This is a genomic window from Helcobacillus massiliensis, assembly GCF_033106145.1.
GTDB classification, from domain to species: Bacteria; Actinomycetota; Actinomycetes; order Actinomycetales; family Dermabacteraceae; genus Helcobacillus; species Helcobacillus massiliensis.
This window is the reverse complement of sequence record NZ_CP136959.1, coordinates 1626251-1642256: the sequence shown is the minus strand read 5'-3', so window position 1 is coordinate 1642256 and position 16006 is coordinate 1626251. Positions and strand designations below refer to the sequence as shown.

Below are 16006 nucleotides of genomic sequence, written 5' to 3'. Positions count from 1 at the left end.
ACGGGGCCCGCCGCTTCGCTCTGCCGAGCCGCGGAAGCCGTCGTCCTCCCAGCGGCGCCCCGGGCGCCAGCCGCACCGGCTGCGGGGCGCGCAGGAGCGAGTGTGTCAGGGATAACGGCCGTCACATTTTCCGCGGGGCCCCTTTACGGGGTATCGGGCGCGGCTTATGCTGGTTCTTTGCGCCCAGTGATCAGCGCGCCCATTTTCAGAATTCGACTCATATAGCGGGGTTGGTCGAGAAGGTGGGTGCGGTCACAGCAGCGGCGCCCATTCATCCTCGGCCCGTGGAAGGATCACCCTTGGCTGCCTCGAGCACCGATCTGAAGAAGACCACAGCCCAGCTGACGCAGTCGCCTCGCGTGACGTTCGCAAAGCTCGGCGACCCCATTGAAGTACCTGACCTTCTGAGTCTGCAGACCAGCTCGTTCGACTGGCTTCTCGGCAACGAGAACTGGGAGGAGCGCGCCGCCGCAGCGGCCGCCGCCGGTCGCGAAGACGTCCCCCAGACCTCCGGTCTCGCGGACATCTTCGAAGAGATCTCCCCCATCGAGGACATCGCCGGCAACATGTCGCTGTCCTTCCGCAACCACTCCTTCGAGGCCCCGACCTACACGGTCGAGGAGTGCAAGGACAAGGACCTCACCTACTCCGCACCGCTGTACGTCACTGCGGAGTTCATGAACCACGAGACCGATGAGATCAAGACCCAGACGGTCTTCATGGGCGACTTCCCGCTCATGACCGACAAGGGTACGTTCATCATCAACGGCACCGAGCGCGTCGTCGTCTCCCAGCTGGTCCGCTCCCCGGGCGTGTACTTCGAGGAGTCCATCGACAAGACCAGCGACAAGCACATCTTCAACGCGAAGATCATCCCGAGCCGCGGCGCATGGCTCGAGTTCGAGGTCGACAAGCGCGACCAGGTCGGCGTCCGCATCGACCGCAAGCGCAAGCAGTCCGTCACCACCCTCCTGCAGGCCCTCGGCATGTCCAAGGCTGAGATCCTCGAGGAGTTCGGCGAGTTCGAGTCGATCCGCTCCACCCTGGAGAAGGACAGGATCTCCTCGCAGGACGAAGCGCTCATGGACATCTACCGCAAGCAGCGCCCGGGCGAGCCGCCCAGCCGCGATGCGGGCGAGACGATGCTCAACAACATGTTCTTCAACGAGAAGCGCTACGACCTCGCGAAGGTCGGCCGCTACAAGATCGGCAAGAAGCTCGGCCTGGAGGTCAGCCTCTCCGAGAGCGTTCTCAACGTTGAGGACATCGTCACCACCATCAAGTACATCGTCGCCCTGCACGCGGGCCTCACCGAGTTCACCGCCGAAGGCGGCCGCACGGTGCGCGTGGAGACCGACGACATCGACCACTTCGGCAACCGCCGCATCCGCGCGGTCGGCGAACTGATCCAGAACCAGGTCCGCACCGGCCTGTCCCGCATGGAGCGCGTCGTCCGTGAGCGCATGACCACGCAGGACGTCGAGGCGATCACGCCGCTGACCCTGATCAACATCCGCCCGGTCACCGCTGCGATCAAGGAGTTCTTCGGAACCTCCCAGCTGTCGCAGTTCATGGACCAGAACAACCCGCTGTCGGGCCTCACCCACAAGCGCCGCCTCTCGGCGCTGGGCCCGGGCGGTCTGTCCCGTGACCGCGCAGGCATGGAAGTGCGCGACGTCCACCCGTCCCACTACGGCCGCATGTGCCCGATCGAGACCCCGGAAGGCCCCAACATCGGCCTGATCGGCTCGCTCGCCACCTTCGCGCGCATCAACCCGTTCGGCTTCGTGGAGACCCCGTACCGCAAGGTCGTCGACGGTGTCGTCACCGACGACGTCGTCTACCTGACCGCCGATGACGAGGACCGCCACATCATCGCGCAGGCCAACGCCAAGATCGATGAGGACGGACGCTTCCTCGAGGAAGCCGTGCTGGTGCGCCTCGCCGGCGGCGAGCCGGACCTCGTGGCCCCGTCGGACGTCGACTACATGGACGTGTCCGCACGTCAGATGGTGTCGGTCGCGACCGCCATGATTCCGTTCCTTGAGCACGACGACGCCAACCGCGCCCTCATGGGCTCGAACATGCAGCGTCAGGCCGTGCCGCTGCTGCGCACCGAGATGCCGCTGGTCGGCACCGGCATGGAGCGCCGCGCCGCTGTCGACGCCGGTGACGTCATCGTCGCTGAGAAGGCCGGTGTCATCGACGAACTGTCCGCCGACTTCATCAAGGTCCTCGCGGACGACGGCACCTCGCAGTCCTACCGCGTGAACAAGTTCGAGCGCTCCAACGCCGGCAACTGCTACAACCAGCGCGTGCTGTTCGACGAGGGCGACCGTGTCGAAGCCGGCTCCATTCTGGCCGACGGCCCCTCCACCGACTCCGGTGAGCTCGCGCTCGGCAAGAACCTGCTCGTGGCGTTCATGTCCTGGCAGGGCCACAACTACGAGGACGGCATCATCCTGTCCTCGCGCCTGGTCCAGGACGACGTCCTCACCTCGATCCACATCGAGGAGCACGAGGTCGACGCCCGCGACACCAAGCTCGGCAAGGAAGAGATCACCCGCGACATCCCGAACGTCGGCGAGGACGTCCTCGCCGACCTCGACGAGCGCGGCATCATCCGCATCGGCGCAGAAGTGCAGCCGGGCGACATCCTCGTCGGCAAGGTGACCCCGAAGGGTGAGACCGAGCTGACCCCGGAGGAGCGCCTGCTGCGCGCCATCTTCGGTGAGAAGGCCCGCGAGGTCCGCGACACCTCCCTGCGCGTCCCGCACGGCGAGTCCGGCACGGTCATCGGCGTCCGCGTGTTCAATGAGGACGAGGACTCCGACATCCTGCCCACCGGCGTCAACGAGATGGTCCGCGTGTACATTGCGCAGAAGCGCAAGATCACCGACGGCGACAAGCTCGCCGGCCGTCACGGCAACAAGGGCGTCATCGCGAAGATCCTGCCCGTGGAGGACATGCCGTTCCTCGAGGACGGCACCCCCGTGGACATCATCCTCAACCCGATGGGCGTGCCCGGCCGTATGAACATCGGCCAGGTGATGGAGACCCACCTCGGCTGGGTCGCCAAGTCCGGTTGGGAGCTCGACCCCGAGTCCGAGCACGCCAAGGAGCTGCCGGTCGCGTCCCACAAGGGCGAGCCCGGCACCCCGGTGGCCGTGCCCGTGTTCGACGGACTCACCGCTCCCGAGGTCAACAGCCTGATCGAGGCGCACTCGCCGAACCGCGACGGCGACCACGTCGTCGGCAACGACGGCAAGGCCCGCCTGTTCGACGGCCGCTCCGGTGAGCCGTTCCCGGACCCCGTCTCGGTCGGCTACATGTACATCCTGAAGCTGCACCACCTGGTGGACGACAAGCTCCACGCACGCTCGACCGGCCCGTACTCGATGATCACCCAGCAGCCGCTGGGCGGTAAGGCGCAGTTCGGCGGCCAGCGCTTCGGTGAGATGGAGGTGTGGGCCCTGGAGGCCTACGGCGCCGCTCACGCCCTGCAGGAGCTGCTGACCATCAAGTCGGATGACATCAACGGACGTGTGAAGGTCTACGAGGCCATCGTCAAGGGTGACAACATCCCCGAGCCGGGCATCCCGGAGTCCTTCCGCGTGCTCCTCAAGGAGATGCAGTCGCTCTGCCTCAACGTCGAAGTGCTGTCCTCGGACGGCAACAGCGTCGAGGTCCCGGAGGATGACGAGGAGGTCTTCCGCGCCGCGGAGGAGCTCGGCATCGACCTGTCCCGCCGTCCCCATGAGGGCGTCGGCACCGTCGAGGAACTCTGAGCCCGCTCAGACACCCCGACCCATCCAACTTTCACCTGCTTTTTTCGAACGAGAGAAGGACACACGTGCTCGACGTCAACCACTTTGACGAGCTGCGAATCGGCCTCGCAACGGCCGATGAGATCCGTTCGTGGTCCCATGGCGAAGTCAAGAAGCCAGAGACCATCAACTACCGAACCCTCAAGCCCGAGATGGACGGCCTCTTCTGCGAGCGCATCTTCGGTCCCACCCGGGACTGGGAGTGCTACTGCGGCAAGTACAAGCGCGTCCGCTTCAAGGGGATCGTCTGCGAACGCTGCGGCGTCGAGGTGACGAAGTCGGCCGTGCGCCGTGAGCGCATGGGCCACATCGAACTCGCCGCCCCGGTCACCCACATCTGGTACTTCAAGGGCGTCCCGAGCCGCCTCGGCTACCTGCTGGACCTCGCCCCGAAGGACCTCGAGAAGGTCATCTACTTCGCGGCGTACATGATCACCGAGGTGGACGAGGACGCTCGCCACGAGGACATGCCGGAGCTGCAGCAGCGCCATGACCTCGAGATCAAGGAGCTCGCCTCCGAGCGCGACGCCGCGATCAACGACCGCGCCCTCGCCGCCGAGAAGGACCTCGCCCAGCTCGAGGAGGAGGGTGCCAAGGCCGACGCCAAGCGCAAGGTCCGCGACTCCTCCGAGCGCGAGCAGGCGCAGATCCGCAAGAAGTACGACACCGAGATCGCCCGCATCGAGGCGATCTGGGACCGCTTCAAGAACCTCAAGGTCGCCGACCTCGAGGGCGATGAGCAGCTGTACCGCGCCATGAAGCTGCGCTACGGCACGTACTTCGAGGGCGGCATGGGCGCCGGTGCGCTCCAGAAGCGTCTGCAGGACTTCGACCTCGAGGCCGAAGCCGCGACGCTGCGCGACACCATCGCCAACGGCAAGGGCCAACGCAAGGCGCGCGCCCTGAAGCGCCTGAAGGTCGTCTCCTCCTTCCTGTCGACCTCCAACCAGCCCGCAGGCATGGTCCTCGAGGCGATCCCGGTGATCCCGCCGGACCTGCGCCCGATGGTGCAGCTGGACGGCGGCCGCTTCGCGACCTCCGACCTCAACGACCTGTACCGTCGCGTCATCAACCGCAACAACCGCCTCAAGCGCCTGATGGACCTTGGTGCGCCCGAGATCATCGTGAACAACGAGAAGCGGATGCTGCAGGAGTCCGTGGACTCCCTGTTCGACAACGGACGCCGCGGCCGCCCGGTCACCGGTCCGGGCAACCGTCCGCTGAAGTCGCTGTCCGACATGCTCAAGGGCAAGCAGGGCCGCTTCCGTGCGAACCTGCTGGGCAAGCGCGTGGACTACTCCGGTCGTTCCGTCATTGTGAACGGTCCGGAGCTGAACCTGCACCAGTGCGGCCTGCCGAAGGGCATGGCGCTGGAGCTGTTCAAGCCGTTCGTGATGAAGCGCCTGGTCGACCTCGGCCACGCTCAGAACGTCAAGGCCGCCAAGCGCATGGTGGAGCGCGCACGCCCCGAGGTGTGGGATGTCCTCGAAGAGGTCATCACCGAGCACCCGGTGCTGCTGAACCGTGCACCCACCCTGCACCGCCTCGGCATCCAGGCGTTCGAGCCGGTGCTCGTGGAGGGCAAGGCCATCCACCTGCACCCGCTGGTCTGTGCAGCGTTCAACGCTGACTTCGACGGTGACCAGATGGCTGTGCACCTGCCGCTCTCCGCGGAGGCGCAGGCCGAGGCCCGCATCCTCATGCTGTCCTCGAACAACATCCTCAAGCCGTCGGACGGCCGCCCGGTCACCATGCCGGCGCAGGACATGATCATCGGTCTGTACCACCTGACCACGGTCAACGAGGACGCGCTCGGCGCCGGTCGCACCTTCGGCTCCGTCGCCGAAGCGATCATGGCGTTCGACGCCGGTGAGCTGCACATCAACGCCCCGATCACCATCCGCTTCGAGGACATCGTCGCGCCGACCGATTGGGAGGCGCCGGAGGGCTGGAGCGAGGGCGACCCGATCCGCCTGACCACCACCCTCGGCACCGTGTACTTCAACGAGACCCTGCCTCTGGACTTCCCGTTCGTGCAGGGCCAGGTGGGCAAGAAGCGCCTCGGCACGATCGTCAACGCCCTGGCCGAGCGCTACGAGAAGGTGCAGGTCTCCGCATCGCTGGATGCGCTGAAGTCCTACGGCTTCCACTGGTCGACCTTCTCCGGTGTGTCGTTCGGTCTGGCCGACGTGGTCGCCCCGCCGAACAAGGCGGAGATCATCGCCAAGTACGAGGCGAAGGCCGCCCAGGTCGATGAGAACCGCGACCTCGGCCTCGTGTCCGAGGCGGAGCGCAACTCCGAACTGATCGACATCTGGACCGAAGCCACCAACGAGGTGGACGCCGCGATGCGCGCCAACTTCGAGCGCGACAACTCGATCTACCGCATGGTGGACTCGGGCGCACGAGGCAACTGGATGCAGATCCGTCAGATCGCCGGTATGCGCGGCCTGGTGAACAACCCGAAGGGCGAGATCATCCCGCGTCCGATCCTCTCGAACTACCGAGAGGGCCTGTCGGTGCTGGAGTACTTCATCGCCTCGCACGGCTCCCGTAAGGGCCTGGCGGATACGGCTCTGAAGACCGCCCAGTCCGGCTACCTGACCCGTCGTCTGGTCGACGTCTCGCAGGACGTCATCGTCCGCGAGCACGACTGCGGCTCCACCAAGGGCTTCACCATGCCGATCGGTGTGGAGGAGGGCGGCGTCGTCGTCCCGGCCGAGAACGTGGAGATCACCGCCTACGGCCGCTCCCTCGCGCAGCCGGTCCTCGCGGAGGACGGCACCGAGCTCGCCGCAGCCGGCGCCGATGTGGGCGACGTCCTCATCGAGAAGCTGGTCGCCGCCGGTGTCACCGAGGTCAAGGTCCGCTCCGTGCTCACCTGTGACTCCGCTGTCGGCACCTGCGCCATGTGCTACGGCCGCTCCCTGGCCACCGGCCAGATCGTCGACATCGGCGAGGCCGTCGGCATCATCGCCGCACAGTCGATCGGTGAGCCCGGCACGCAGCTGACCATGCGGACCTTCCACTCCGGTGGTGTCGCGTCCTCCGGCGGCGACATCACGCACGGTCTTCCCCGTGTGCAGGAGCTGTTCGAGGCACGCACCCCGGCCGGCTTCGCGCCGATCACCGAGGTCGCCGGCCGCGTCAGCATCGAGGAGACGGACAAGCAGCGCAAGCTCACTGTCACCCCGGACGACGGTTCCGAGCCCGTCAGCTACACCCTGTCCAAGCGCGTGTCGATGCTCGTCTTCGACGGCGACCACATCGAGGCCGGCCAGCAGCTCTCCCAGGGCTCGGTCGACCCGAAGCAGGTGCTGCGCATCCTCGGTCCCCGCGCCGTGCAGAAGCACCTCGTGGACGAGGTTCAGAAGGTGTACGTGTCGCAGGGTGTGGACATCCACGCCAAGCACATCGAGGTCATCGTGCGCCAGATGCTGCGTCGCAACACGATCGTCTCCTCCGGTGACACGAACCTGCTGCCGGGCGACCTCGTGGAATCCGCTGCGTTCGTCGCCGAGAACCGTCGCGTGGTGGCTGAGGGCGGCGAGCCCGCAGCCGGACGTCCGGAGCTCATGGGCATCACCAAGGCGTCGCTGGCGACCGAGTCATGGCTGTCCGCGGCATCGTTCCAGGAGACGACCCGCGTGCTCACCGAGGCTGCTCTCAACCAGAAGAGCGACCAGCTGATGGGCCTCAAGGAGAACGTCATCATCGGTAAGCTCATCCCGGCCGGCACCGGCCTGCCGCGGTTCCGCAGCTTCGATGTTGAGCCGACCGAGGAGGCGAAGGCCTCGATGTACCAGGTCCCCGGCCTGGACGACTTCGGCTTCGGCGACTACAACGGCTCCGGCTCCTCGCTGAACCTGGACGACCTCGACTTCGGTGATCCGTTCCGCACGAACACGATCTGATCCGATGCGATCCTCGCACCCGTCGGCCCTCTGAGCCGGCGGGGTCGGGACGAGAGCGGCCGCTCAACCACCATGGTGGGGGAGTGGCCGCTCTCGTTCATCCTGGCGCACCACCGTCCGGCAGCGGGCCGCCGCTGGACGCCGCCGCTGGGTGCTGGCCGCGGCACGGTCGCCTGGGCCACATGGCCCCTATGGCCGCAGTTACACGAACCGTCAACCTTGGGTAAAGAGTCCGCCTGGCCGCATCTAAGAAGCGACCATGTCCCTCGTGCTCCGCGGCAGGGGTGCAGAGGATAGGGGATGTTCACCGATCAGACCTGAGGATGTGTCGTGAAGAAGAAGTCCCCCATCATCATCTCCGCCGTCGCGGGCGTTCTGCTCGCCGGCGGTGGCGGCACCGCCGCATTCGCCCTCTCCAACGAAGTCACTGTGGACCACTACGGTCAGCAGACCACCATCCGCACCTACGAGACGGATGTCGACAAGATCCTGGAGAAGCAGGGCCTCGACGTGAAGGACACGGACCGTGTCAGCCCGGCTCTGGACTCCAGCGTCAGCTCCGGCGACACCATCACCGTGGTCGACCGCACCGAGGCGACCGTGGTGGTCGACGGCAAGCCCCGCACCGTGCTCACCGAGGGTGAGACCGTGGAGGCTGCTCTGAACACCGCCGAGGTCAAGGCCGACGGAGCCGTCATCAGCCCGGCGCCCTCCGAGAAGCTCACCGATGGCATGGAGATCACCGTCACCACCCCGAAGGACGTCACATTCGTGGGCCAGAACGGCTCGTGGACCGCTGAGGGCACCACGGAGCCGACCGTCGACGCCGCTCTGAAGAAGTACTTCTCCGACTCCGTCACCGACGCCGACACCATCACGCCGGGCCGCGACACCCCCCTGACCGACGGCATGGTCATCACCATCGAGCGCCACCGCTCCGGCACGACCGAGAAGGTCGAAGCCATCGACTTCAAGACCATCACCCGCAAGGACGATTCGCTGCCCGAGGGCCAGAAGAAGGTCGTCACCAAGGGTGAGAAGGGTGCGCGCACCACCGTGATCCAGGAGGTCACCGTGGACGGCAAGGTCACCGAGACCAAGGAGGTCTCCTCGACGGTGACCAAGGAGCCGGTGGACGAGGTCGTCGTCGTCGGCACCAAGAAGGCCCCGGCGCCGCAGCCGACTCAGGCTCCGAAGCCGACCCAGAAGGCGGAGAAGAAGGCGTCCCCGAGCCCGTCGCGCTCCTCCGAGCCGGCACCGAAGAAGTCGAAGGCGCCGAAGAAGTCGGAGGCGCCGAAGAAGTCGGAGGCGCCGAAGAAGTCGAAGGCGCCGAAGAAGTCTCCGAAGGCTCCGTCGGTCTCCAACGGCTCTACCTGGGACAAGCTGGCCCAGTGCGAGTCCGGCGGCAACTGGTCCATCAGCACCGGCAACGGCTACTACGGCGGCCTGCAGTTCAACCGCGGCACGTGGCTGGCCTACGGCGGCGACAAGTACGCCCCGACCGCCAACCTCGCCACCCGCGAGCAGCAGATCGACATCGCCAAGAAGGTCCAGGCCAGGCAGGGCTGGGGCGCATGGCCGGCCTGCACCGCGAAGCTCGGCCTGCGCTGAGCATTCGGTCCGCTGCTGCGGCAGCACCCCGCACGCCCTGAATTCGGGGCCGCGGCACATCCTTCATATCAGTGAACGCACGGCCCCGTCGGCTCCTCTTCGGAGGGCGGCGGGGCTTCGTGCACCCCGCGGGGTCCTGCGGCTGAGGGGGCGGCCGGAATGCGCCCGACGGGTGCCGGCCGTCCGCGGTCCCGTTCGGGGTGCAATGTGATGTGCAACAGAACGAGGGAAGACCTTTGACCGGCCGTGATGGCCGTCGGTAAACTGACAAACTGTGTCATGGTTGCCCTCTGTGCGACCCGACTCGTGCCTGTTCGCAGGCCGAAGGCGGGCGTCACGGTAGCCGGGACACCAGCGGATCCGTCCGCTGTGCGGGCCGGAGAGCTCCGGGTCGCCCGGGTGGCGCACGCACGTGCGAGCATCCGAAAGAAGTTGATCTGACCGCCCGAACAGGGCGGGAAGCGATAGGAAAGAGAACCAGTGCCTACCATTCAGCAGTTGGTGCGCAAGGGTCGCCAGGACAAGTCGGCGGCATCGTCGACTCCCGCGCTCAAGGGCTCGCCCCAGCGCCGCGGCGTCTGCACCCGTGTGTACACCACCACCCCGAAGAAGCCGAACTCGGCGCTGCGCAAGATTGCGCGTGTCCGCCTCTCCTCCGGCATCGAAGTCACCGCCTACATTCCGGGCGTCGGCCACAACCTGCAGGAGCACTCCATTGTGCTCGTCCGCGGCGGCCGTGTGAAGGACCTCCCGGGCGTTCGCTACAAGATCGTCCGCGGTGCCCTGGACACCCAGGCAGTGAAGGGCCGCCAGCAGGCGCGCTCCCGCTACGGTGCGAAGAAGGAGAAGAAGTAATGCCACGCAAAGGTGCAGCTCCCAAGCGCCAGCTCGCCGTTGACCCCGTCTACGGCTCCCCGCTGGTCACTCAGCTGATCAACAAGGTCCTCCTCGACGGCAAGAAGACCGTCGCCGAGAAGATCGTCTACGACGCTCTCGAAGGCTGCCGCGAGAAGAACGGCCAGGATCCCGTCGTGACCCTGAAGAAGGCTCTCGACAACATCCGCCCGTCGCTCGAGGTCCGCTCCCGTCGCGTCGGCGGTGCCACCTACCAGGTGCCCGTCGAGGTCCGCGCCGGCCGCTCGACCACCCTGGCTCTGCGCTGGCTCGTGGGCTACTCCCGCGCCCGCCGCGAGAACACCATGACCGAGCGCCTCATGAACGAGATCCTCGATGCCAACAACGGCCTGGGCGCCGCAGTGAAGCGTCGCGAGGACACTCACAAGATGGCGGAGGCCAACAAGGCGTTCGCTCACTACCGCTGGTAATTCACACCGAAGAATTGGCAGCGGGGACGAGAAGAAGTCGCCCCCTAGCCAGAAAGGCAGCAGCCCGTGGCACTTGCAGTGCTCAGTGACCTCAGCAAGGTCCGCAACATCGGCATCATGGCCCACATCGATGCCGGTAAGACCACCACGACCGAGCGCATCCTTTACTACACCGGCGTCAACTACAAGATGGGCGAGACCCACGACGGCGCCGGCACCATGGACTGGATGGAGCAGGAGAAGGAGCGCGGCATCACGATCACGTCTGCCGCGACGACCTGCTACTGGCACGACAGCCAGATCAACATCATCGACACCCCCGGGCACGTCGACTTCACCGTTGAGGTGGAGCGTTCGCTCCGCGTCCTCGACGGTGCCGTCGCTGTCTTCGACGGCAAGGAGGGCGTGGAGCCCCAGTCGGAGACCGTGTGGCGTCAGGCTGACAAGTACGATGTCCCGCGCATCTGCTTCGTCAACAAGATGGACAAGATGGGGGCCGACTTCTTCTTCACCGTGAAGACGATCGTCGACCGTCTGAAGGCGAAGCCCATCATCATGCAGGTTCCGATCGGTGCCGAGGCGGACTTCCGCGGCGTCATCGACCTCGTCGAGATGAAGGCCTACGAGTGGCCGGACGTCTTCGAAGAGGACGCACCGGAGCTCGGCAAGAAGAAGGGGGACGACGCCTTCGGTCAGTACCAGAAGGAGATCGAGATCCCCGCTGAGCTGAAGGACACGGTCGATGAGTACCGTGCCAAGCTCGTCGAGGACGTCGCCGAGAGCTCCGAGGAGCTCATGGAGAAGTACCTCGAAGAGGGCGACCTCACCATCGAGGAGATCAAGGCCGGCATCCGCCAGCTGACGATCAACTCCGAGGCGTACCCGGTCTTCTGCGGCTCCGCATTCAAGAACAAGGGTGTGCAGCCGGTTCTGAATGCTGTGGTCGACTACCTTCCGTCCCCGCTGGACGTCCCCGCGATGATCGGTCACGACCCGAAGGACGAGTCCAAGGAGATCGAGCGCAAGGCCGACTGGAACGAGCCGTTCGCAGCGCTGTCCTTCAAGGTCGCTGCGCACCCGTTCTTCGGCTCGCTCACCTATGTGCGCGTCTACTCCGGCCAGGTGAAGCAGGGCGATCAGGTCCTGAACGCCACCACCGGCAAGAAGGAGCGCGTGGGCAAGCTCTTCCAGATGCACTCGAACCAGGAGAACCCGGTCGAGGAGGCCTTCGCCGGCCACATCTACGCGTTCATCGGCCTGAAGGACACCACCACCGGTGACACCCTGTGCGATCCGTCGAACCCGATCGTGCTGGAGTCCATGTCCTTCCCGGAGCCCGTGATCTCGATGGCCATCGAGCCGAAGACCAAGGGCGACCAGGAGAAGCTGGGCGTTGCTATTCAGCGCCTCGCCAAGGAGGACCCGACCTTCCAGGTCGAGCTGGACGAGGAGACCGGCCAGACGGTCATCCGCGGCATGGGCGAGCTGCAGCTCGATGTGCTCGTGGACCGTATGCGCCGCGAGTTCAAGGTCGAGGCCAACGTGGGCTCCCCGCAGGTCGCGTACCGCGAGTCCATCAAGCGCACTGTCGAGAAGTTCGACTACACGCACAAGAAGCAGACCGGCGGCTCCGGCCAGTTCGGTAAGGTCCAGATCACCTTCGAGCCGCTCGTGGACGCCGAGGACGGCGTGTTCTACGAGTTCGACAACCAGGTGACCGGTGGCCGCATCCCGCGCGAATACATCCCGAGCGTGGACGCGGGCATCCAGAGCGCCCTCGAGTCCGGCGTCCTCGCCGGCTACCCGGTGGTCAACGTCAAGGCAACCCTCATCGACGGTGCCTACCATGACGTGGACTCCTCGGAGATGGCGTTCAAGATCGCAGGCTCCATGGCAACGCGCGAGGCCCTCAAGAAGGCCCAGCCGATTCTGCTCGAGCCGATCATGGACGTCGAGGTCCGTACTCCTGAGGAGTACATGGGCGACGTCATCGGCGACCTGAACAAGCGTCGTGGTCAGGTTTCGTCGATGGAGGACGCGAGCGGGGTCAAGATCGTCCGTGCTCTCGTTCCGCTGTCGGAGATGTTCGGTTACATCGGTGACCTGCGTTCCTTCACGCAGGGTCGCGCAATGTACACCATGCAGTTCGACAACTACGCGGAGGTCCCCGGCAGCATCGCCGAGGAGATCATCGCGAAGACCAGGGGCGAATGAGCTTCCATCTCTGACACGTAGACTTCTGTCTGCATGTCGGTGTCCGGATCACATTCGGTCGGGGCCCGCTGCGGCGGGCCCCACCCACCGTTCAACAGAACAACCAACAACGTCCTAGGAGGACATCACTATGGCTAAGGCCAAGTTCGAGCGCAAGAAGCCGCACGTCAACATCGGCACCATCGGTCACGTCGACCACGGCAAGACCACGCTCACCGCTGCCATCTCCAAGGTGCTGCACGACCAGTACCCGGACCTCAACGAGAGCCGTGACTACGACCAGATCGACAACGCTCCCGAAGAGAAGCAGCGCGGCATCACCATCAACGTCTCGCACATCGAGTACGAGACCGAGAAGCGCCACTACGCTCACGTCGACGCCCCCGGACACGCCGACTACGTGAAGAACATGATCACCGGTGCTGCTCAGATGGACGGCGCCATCCTTGTGGTCGCCGGCACCGACGGCCCGATGGCTCAGACCCGTGAGCACGTGCTCCTCGCCCGCCAGGTGGGCGTGCCGGCTCTGATCGTTGCGCTGAACAAGTGCGACATGGTCGACGACGAGGAGATCCTGGAGCTCGTCGAGATGGAGGTCCGCGAGCTGCTCGGTTCGCAGGGCTTCGATGAGGACGCACCGGTCCACCAGGTCTCCGCTCTCAAGGCCATCGAGGGCGATGAGAAGTGGGTCAAGTCCGTGCAGGACCTCATGGCTTCCGTCGATGAGTACATCCCGGAGCCGGAGCGCGACATGGACAAGCCGTTCCTCATGCCGATCGAGGACGTCTTCACCATCACCGGTTGTGGCACCGTGGTGACCGGTAAGGTCGACCGCGGCAAGCTCGCCATCAACTCCGAGGTCGAGATCCTCGGCATTCGCGAGCCGCAGAAGACCACCGTCACCGGTATCGAGATGTTCCACAAGCAGATGGACGAGGCATGGGCCGGCGAGAACTGTGGTCTGCTCCTGCGCGGCACCAAGCGTGAGGACGTCGAGCGCGGCCAGGTCGTCTGCGTGCCGGGCTCCATCACCCCGCACACCAAGTTCGAGGCTCAGGTCTACATCCTGTCCAAGGACGAGGGCGGCCGTCACAACCCGTTCTACTCGAACTACCGTCCGCAGTTCTACTTCCGTACCACGGACGTCACCGGCGTCATCGAGCTGCCCGAGGGCACCGAGATGGTCATGCCGGGCGACAACACCGAGATGTCGGTCGAGCTCATCCAGCCGATCGCCATGGAAGAGGGCCTCGGCTTCGCTATCCGTGAGGGTGGCCGCACCGTGGGCTCCGGCCGTGTCACCAAGATCAACGCCTGATTCTCCTGAGAGACTCAGCGTCTGATTGACGCATAGCGGCGGCCCCGGGATTCGTTCCCGGGGCCGCTTCTTCATGCCCGATTCGCGGCCGGAGCTCTGTACCGTCGGCGCTGTGGCGCCGGTGCCGGGTCCCCGCGACCGCGGTGCCGGCAGCCCCGGGACTAAGGGGCTGGCAGCCCCGTGCGCCTGCCGCACCCGCCGGGACGAATCGTCGTCGTATTCGGGGGGAAGGCGATCGATGCGCGCATACGTCAACGGATCGGTGCCGCACCCGCCGAGTCGTGCGTGCGGCCTCCGCCGAGTGTGTGCGGCGGCCGGCGGCGCGCCGAGGGCGGCGTACGAGCGGCGCCCTGCTGACCGCTTACTGTCTGAGCTGCGGCCCTCGCATGCGAGCTCGGAGCAGCGCACTCGTACCCATTCCGGTAGCCGACGGGAGCACGCTCGGGTCCTGGATGACGATGAGGCCCCCACCGGGTGGTGGGGGCCTCATGGTGCTGAGCCGAGCAGAGCAGATGCCGGCTCGGGGAGTCAGCGGGGGAGGTCAGCGCGAGCGGGGATCCTCACCCGACGGGGACCCGTCGGCGCCGGATGCGGAGGCTGCGCCGCGATTCGAGTCTCCGGGTGCGGGCGCAGCGCCGTCTGCTGCGTTGCCTGATGCGGCGTGCCGTCCGGGCTGCGCGGGCAGTCCGAAGCTGGGACGGCGCGGCGCGTCATCGTCGGTGCCGAAGCGCGGATCGTGGGTCTGCCCGTCCGGCGCGGCTGCGGTTGAACCGCCGGCTGAGACCGGCGCGGAATCGTCCGGGTGCGGGGCGCGGTGGCGCGGCTGGTGCGCTGCACCGGACGGCGAGTGCGCCAAGTGAGGGGAGTGTGAGGACTGCGCCGGGTCTCCTGACTGACGCGAGCGACCGGAGGAGGGCTGGCCGTACCGGTTGTGCATCTCCGGGCTGATCGGCGCCGAGTCGCCGGTGCCGAATGCGCCATAGCCGAGCGCGATGCCCTTCTCCATGAGGATGCGTCGGGCGTCAGCGAAGTGGCGATGCTCCACCAGCAGTTCGTACTGCATGGGAATCGTCGACACCATCGAGGTGAAATCGCGCTGGCCCCGGTTCGAGGCATGCCGGATGATCGCCCACACCGTGAAGAACACGATGCCCATCAGCACCGACGTGCCGAGCATGGACAGCCAGTTGCTGGTGAACAGGCCGAACAGCAGGCCGATGAACGTGCCCATCCACAGGCCCGAGAGAATGCCTCCCATGATGACCCTGCCCCATGTCTGTCGGCCGGTCACGCGCTCCACGAGCTTCAGGTCCGTGCCGACGATCAGGGTGTGCTGTACGGGGAAGTCCTCATCGGCGAGGGCATCCACCATCCGCTGCACCTCCACATAGTCCCGCACCATCCCGAGGGACTGCGGGAACTCGAGGCGGAAGGCGCTCTGCATGAGTCGGCTGGATGCGGCCATCTGGCCCTGGCTGCTGGGATGCTGAGTCATGGCCCCAGGGTATAGGGAGCACCCGTCGGCGCCTTGGGTGTCCGCTCAGGGCGCAGGGCGAGCCGACGGCGCCCGCGGTGTGATGTGACCTGCTCCTTAGTGCGAACCCCTTGGCGGGCCGTTCGCATGATGGTTGAATGGATGAGTTGCCTGCGCGAGTCGACATGCCCGGTTCCATTCCCGTCTCTGGGGAATGATCACCGGATGAGGCTCAGCCCGAGGATGCGAACAGTGCGGTCTTGACCCTGAGTGCGCATCGGTCGAGGGACCAGTCGTAGGTGCAATGGGATCTGCCCACGGCG

At 66.0% G+C, this 16006-nt stretch carries 8 protein-coding genes; 7 read left to right on the top strand and 1 reads right to left on the bottom strand.

All coding sequences use genetic code 11. The features are described 5' to 3' along the window. Positions 1-299: 299 nt before the first annotated feature. From rpoB to tuf, 7 genes are all read left to right on the top strand, one after another. The gene (gene rpoB / locus R3I40_RS07620) at positions 300-3788 is read left to right on the top strand and encodes a DNA-directed RNA polymerase subunit beta (RefSeq protein ID WP_183375657.1); all 3489 of its coding nucleotides are present in this window, start codon (positions 300-302) and stop codon (positions 3786-3788) included. A gap of 65 nt (positions 3789-3853) precedes the next feature. Continuing rightward, complete coding sequence (locus tag R3I40_RS07615) at positions 3854-7741, top strand: DNA-directed RNA polymerase subunit beta' (protein ID WP_259923621.1); 3888 nt, start codon at positions 3854-3856, stop codon at positions 7739-7741. Positions 7742-8071: 330 nt separating this feature from the next. After that, entirely contained in the window at positions 8072-9352 is a 1281-nt protein-coding gene (locus tag R3I40_RS07610; protein WP_285262262.1) for a resuscitation-promoting factor, read from the top strand. A 480-nt stretch (positions 9353-9832) separates the two neighbouring features. After that, the gene (gene rpsL, locus R3I40_RS07605; RefSeq protein WP_183375651.1) at positions 9833-10207 is read left to right on the top strand and encodes a 30S ribosomal protein S12; all 375 of its coding nucleotides are present in this window, start codon (positions 9833-9835) and stop codon (positions 10205-10207) included. Next, positions 10207-10677 (top strand): 30S ribosomal protein S7, encoded by a 471-nt coding sequence (rpsG, locus tag R3I40_RS07600; protein WP_183375649.1) that lies wholly within the window; start codon positions 10207-10209, stop codon positions 10675-10677. Before rpsL ends, rpsG begins: the two co-directional genes overlap by 1 nt. 66 nt (positions 10678-10743) lie before the next feature. Further along, a complete protein-coding gene (gene fusA / locus R3I40_RS07595; protein ID WP_183375647.1) occupies positions 10744-12891 on the top strand; it encodes an elongation factor G in 2148 nt (715 codons plus the stop codon). Between the two features lie 130 nt (positions 12892-13021). Further along, positions 13022-14209: an elongation factor Tu gene (gene tuf, locus R3I40_RS07590; protein ID WP_317699932.1), complete on the top strand. Its 1188-nt coding sequence runs from the start codon at positions 13022-13024 to the stop codon at positions 14207-14209. Positions 14210-14750: 541 nt separating this feature from the next. On the opposite strand, the gene R3I40_RS07585 is transcribed toward tuf, so the two are convergent. Next, positions 14751-15704, bottom strand: a complete 954-nt coding sequence (locus tag R3I40_RS07585; protein ID WP_239373925.1) for a YflT domain-containing protein — start codon at positions 15702-15704, stop codon at positions 14751-14753. Positions 15705-16006: the final 302 nt, after the last annotated feature.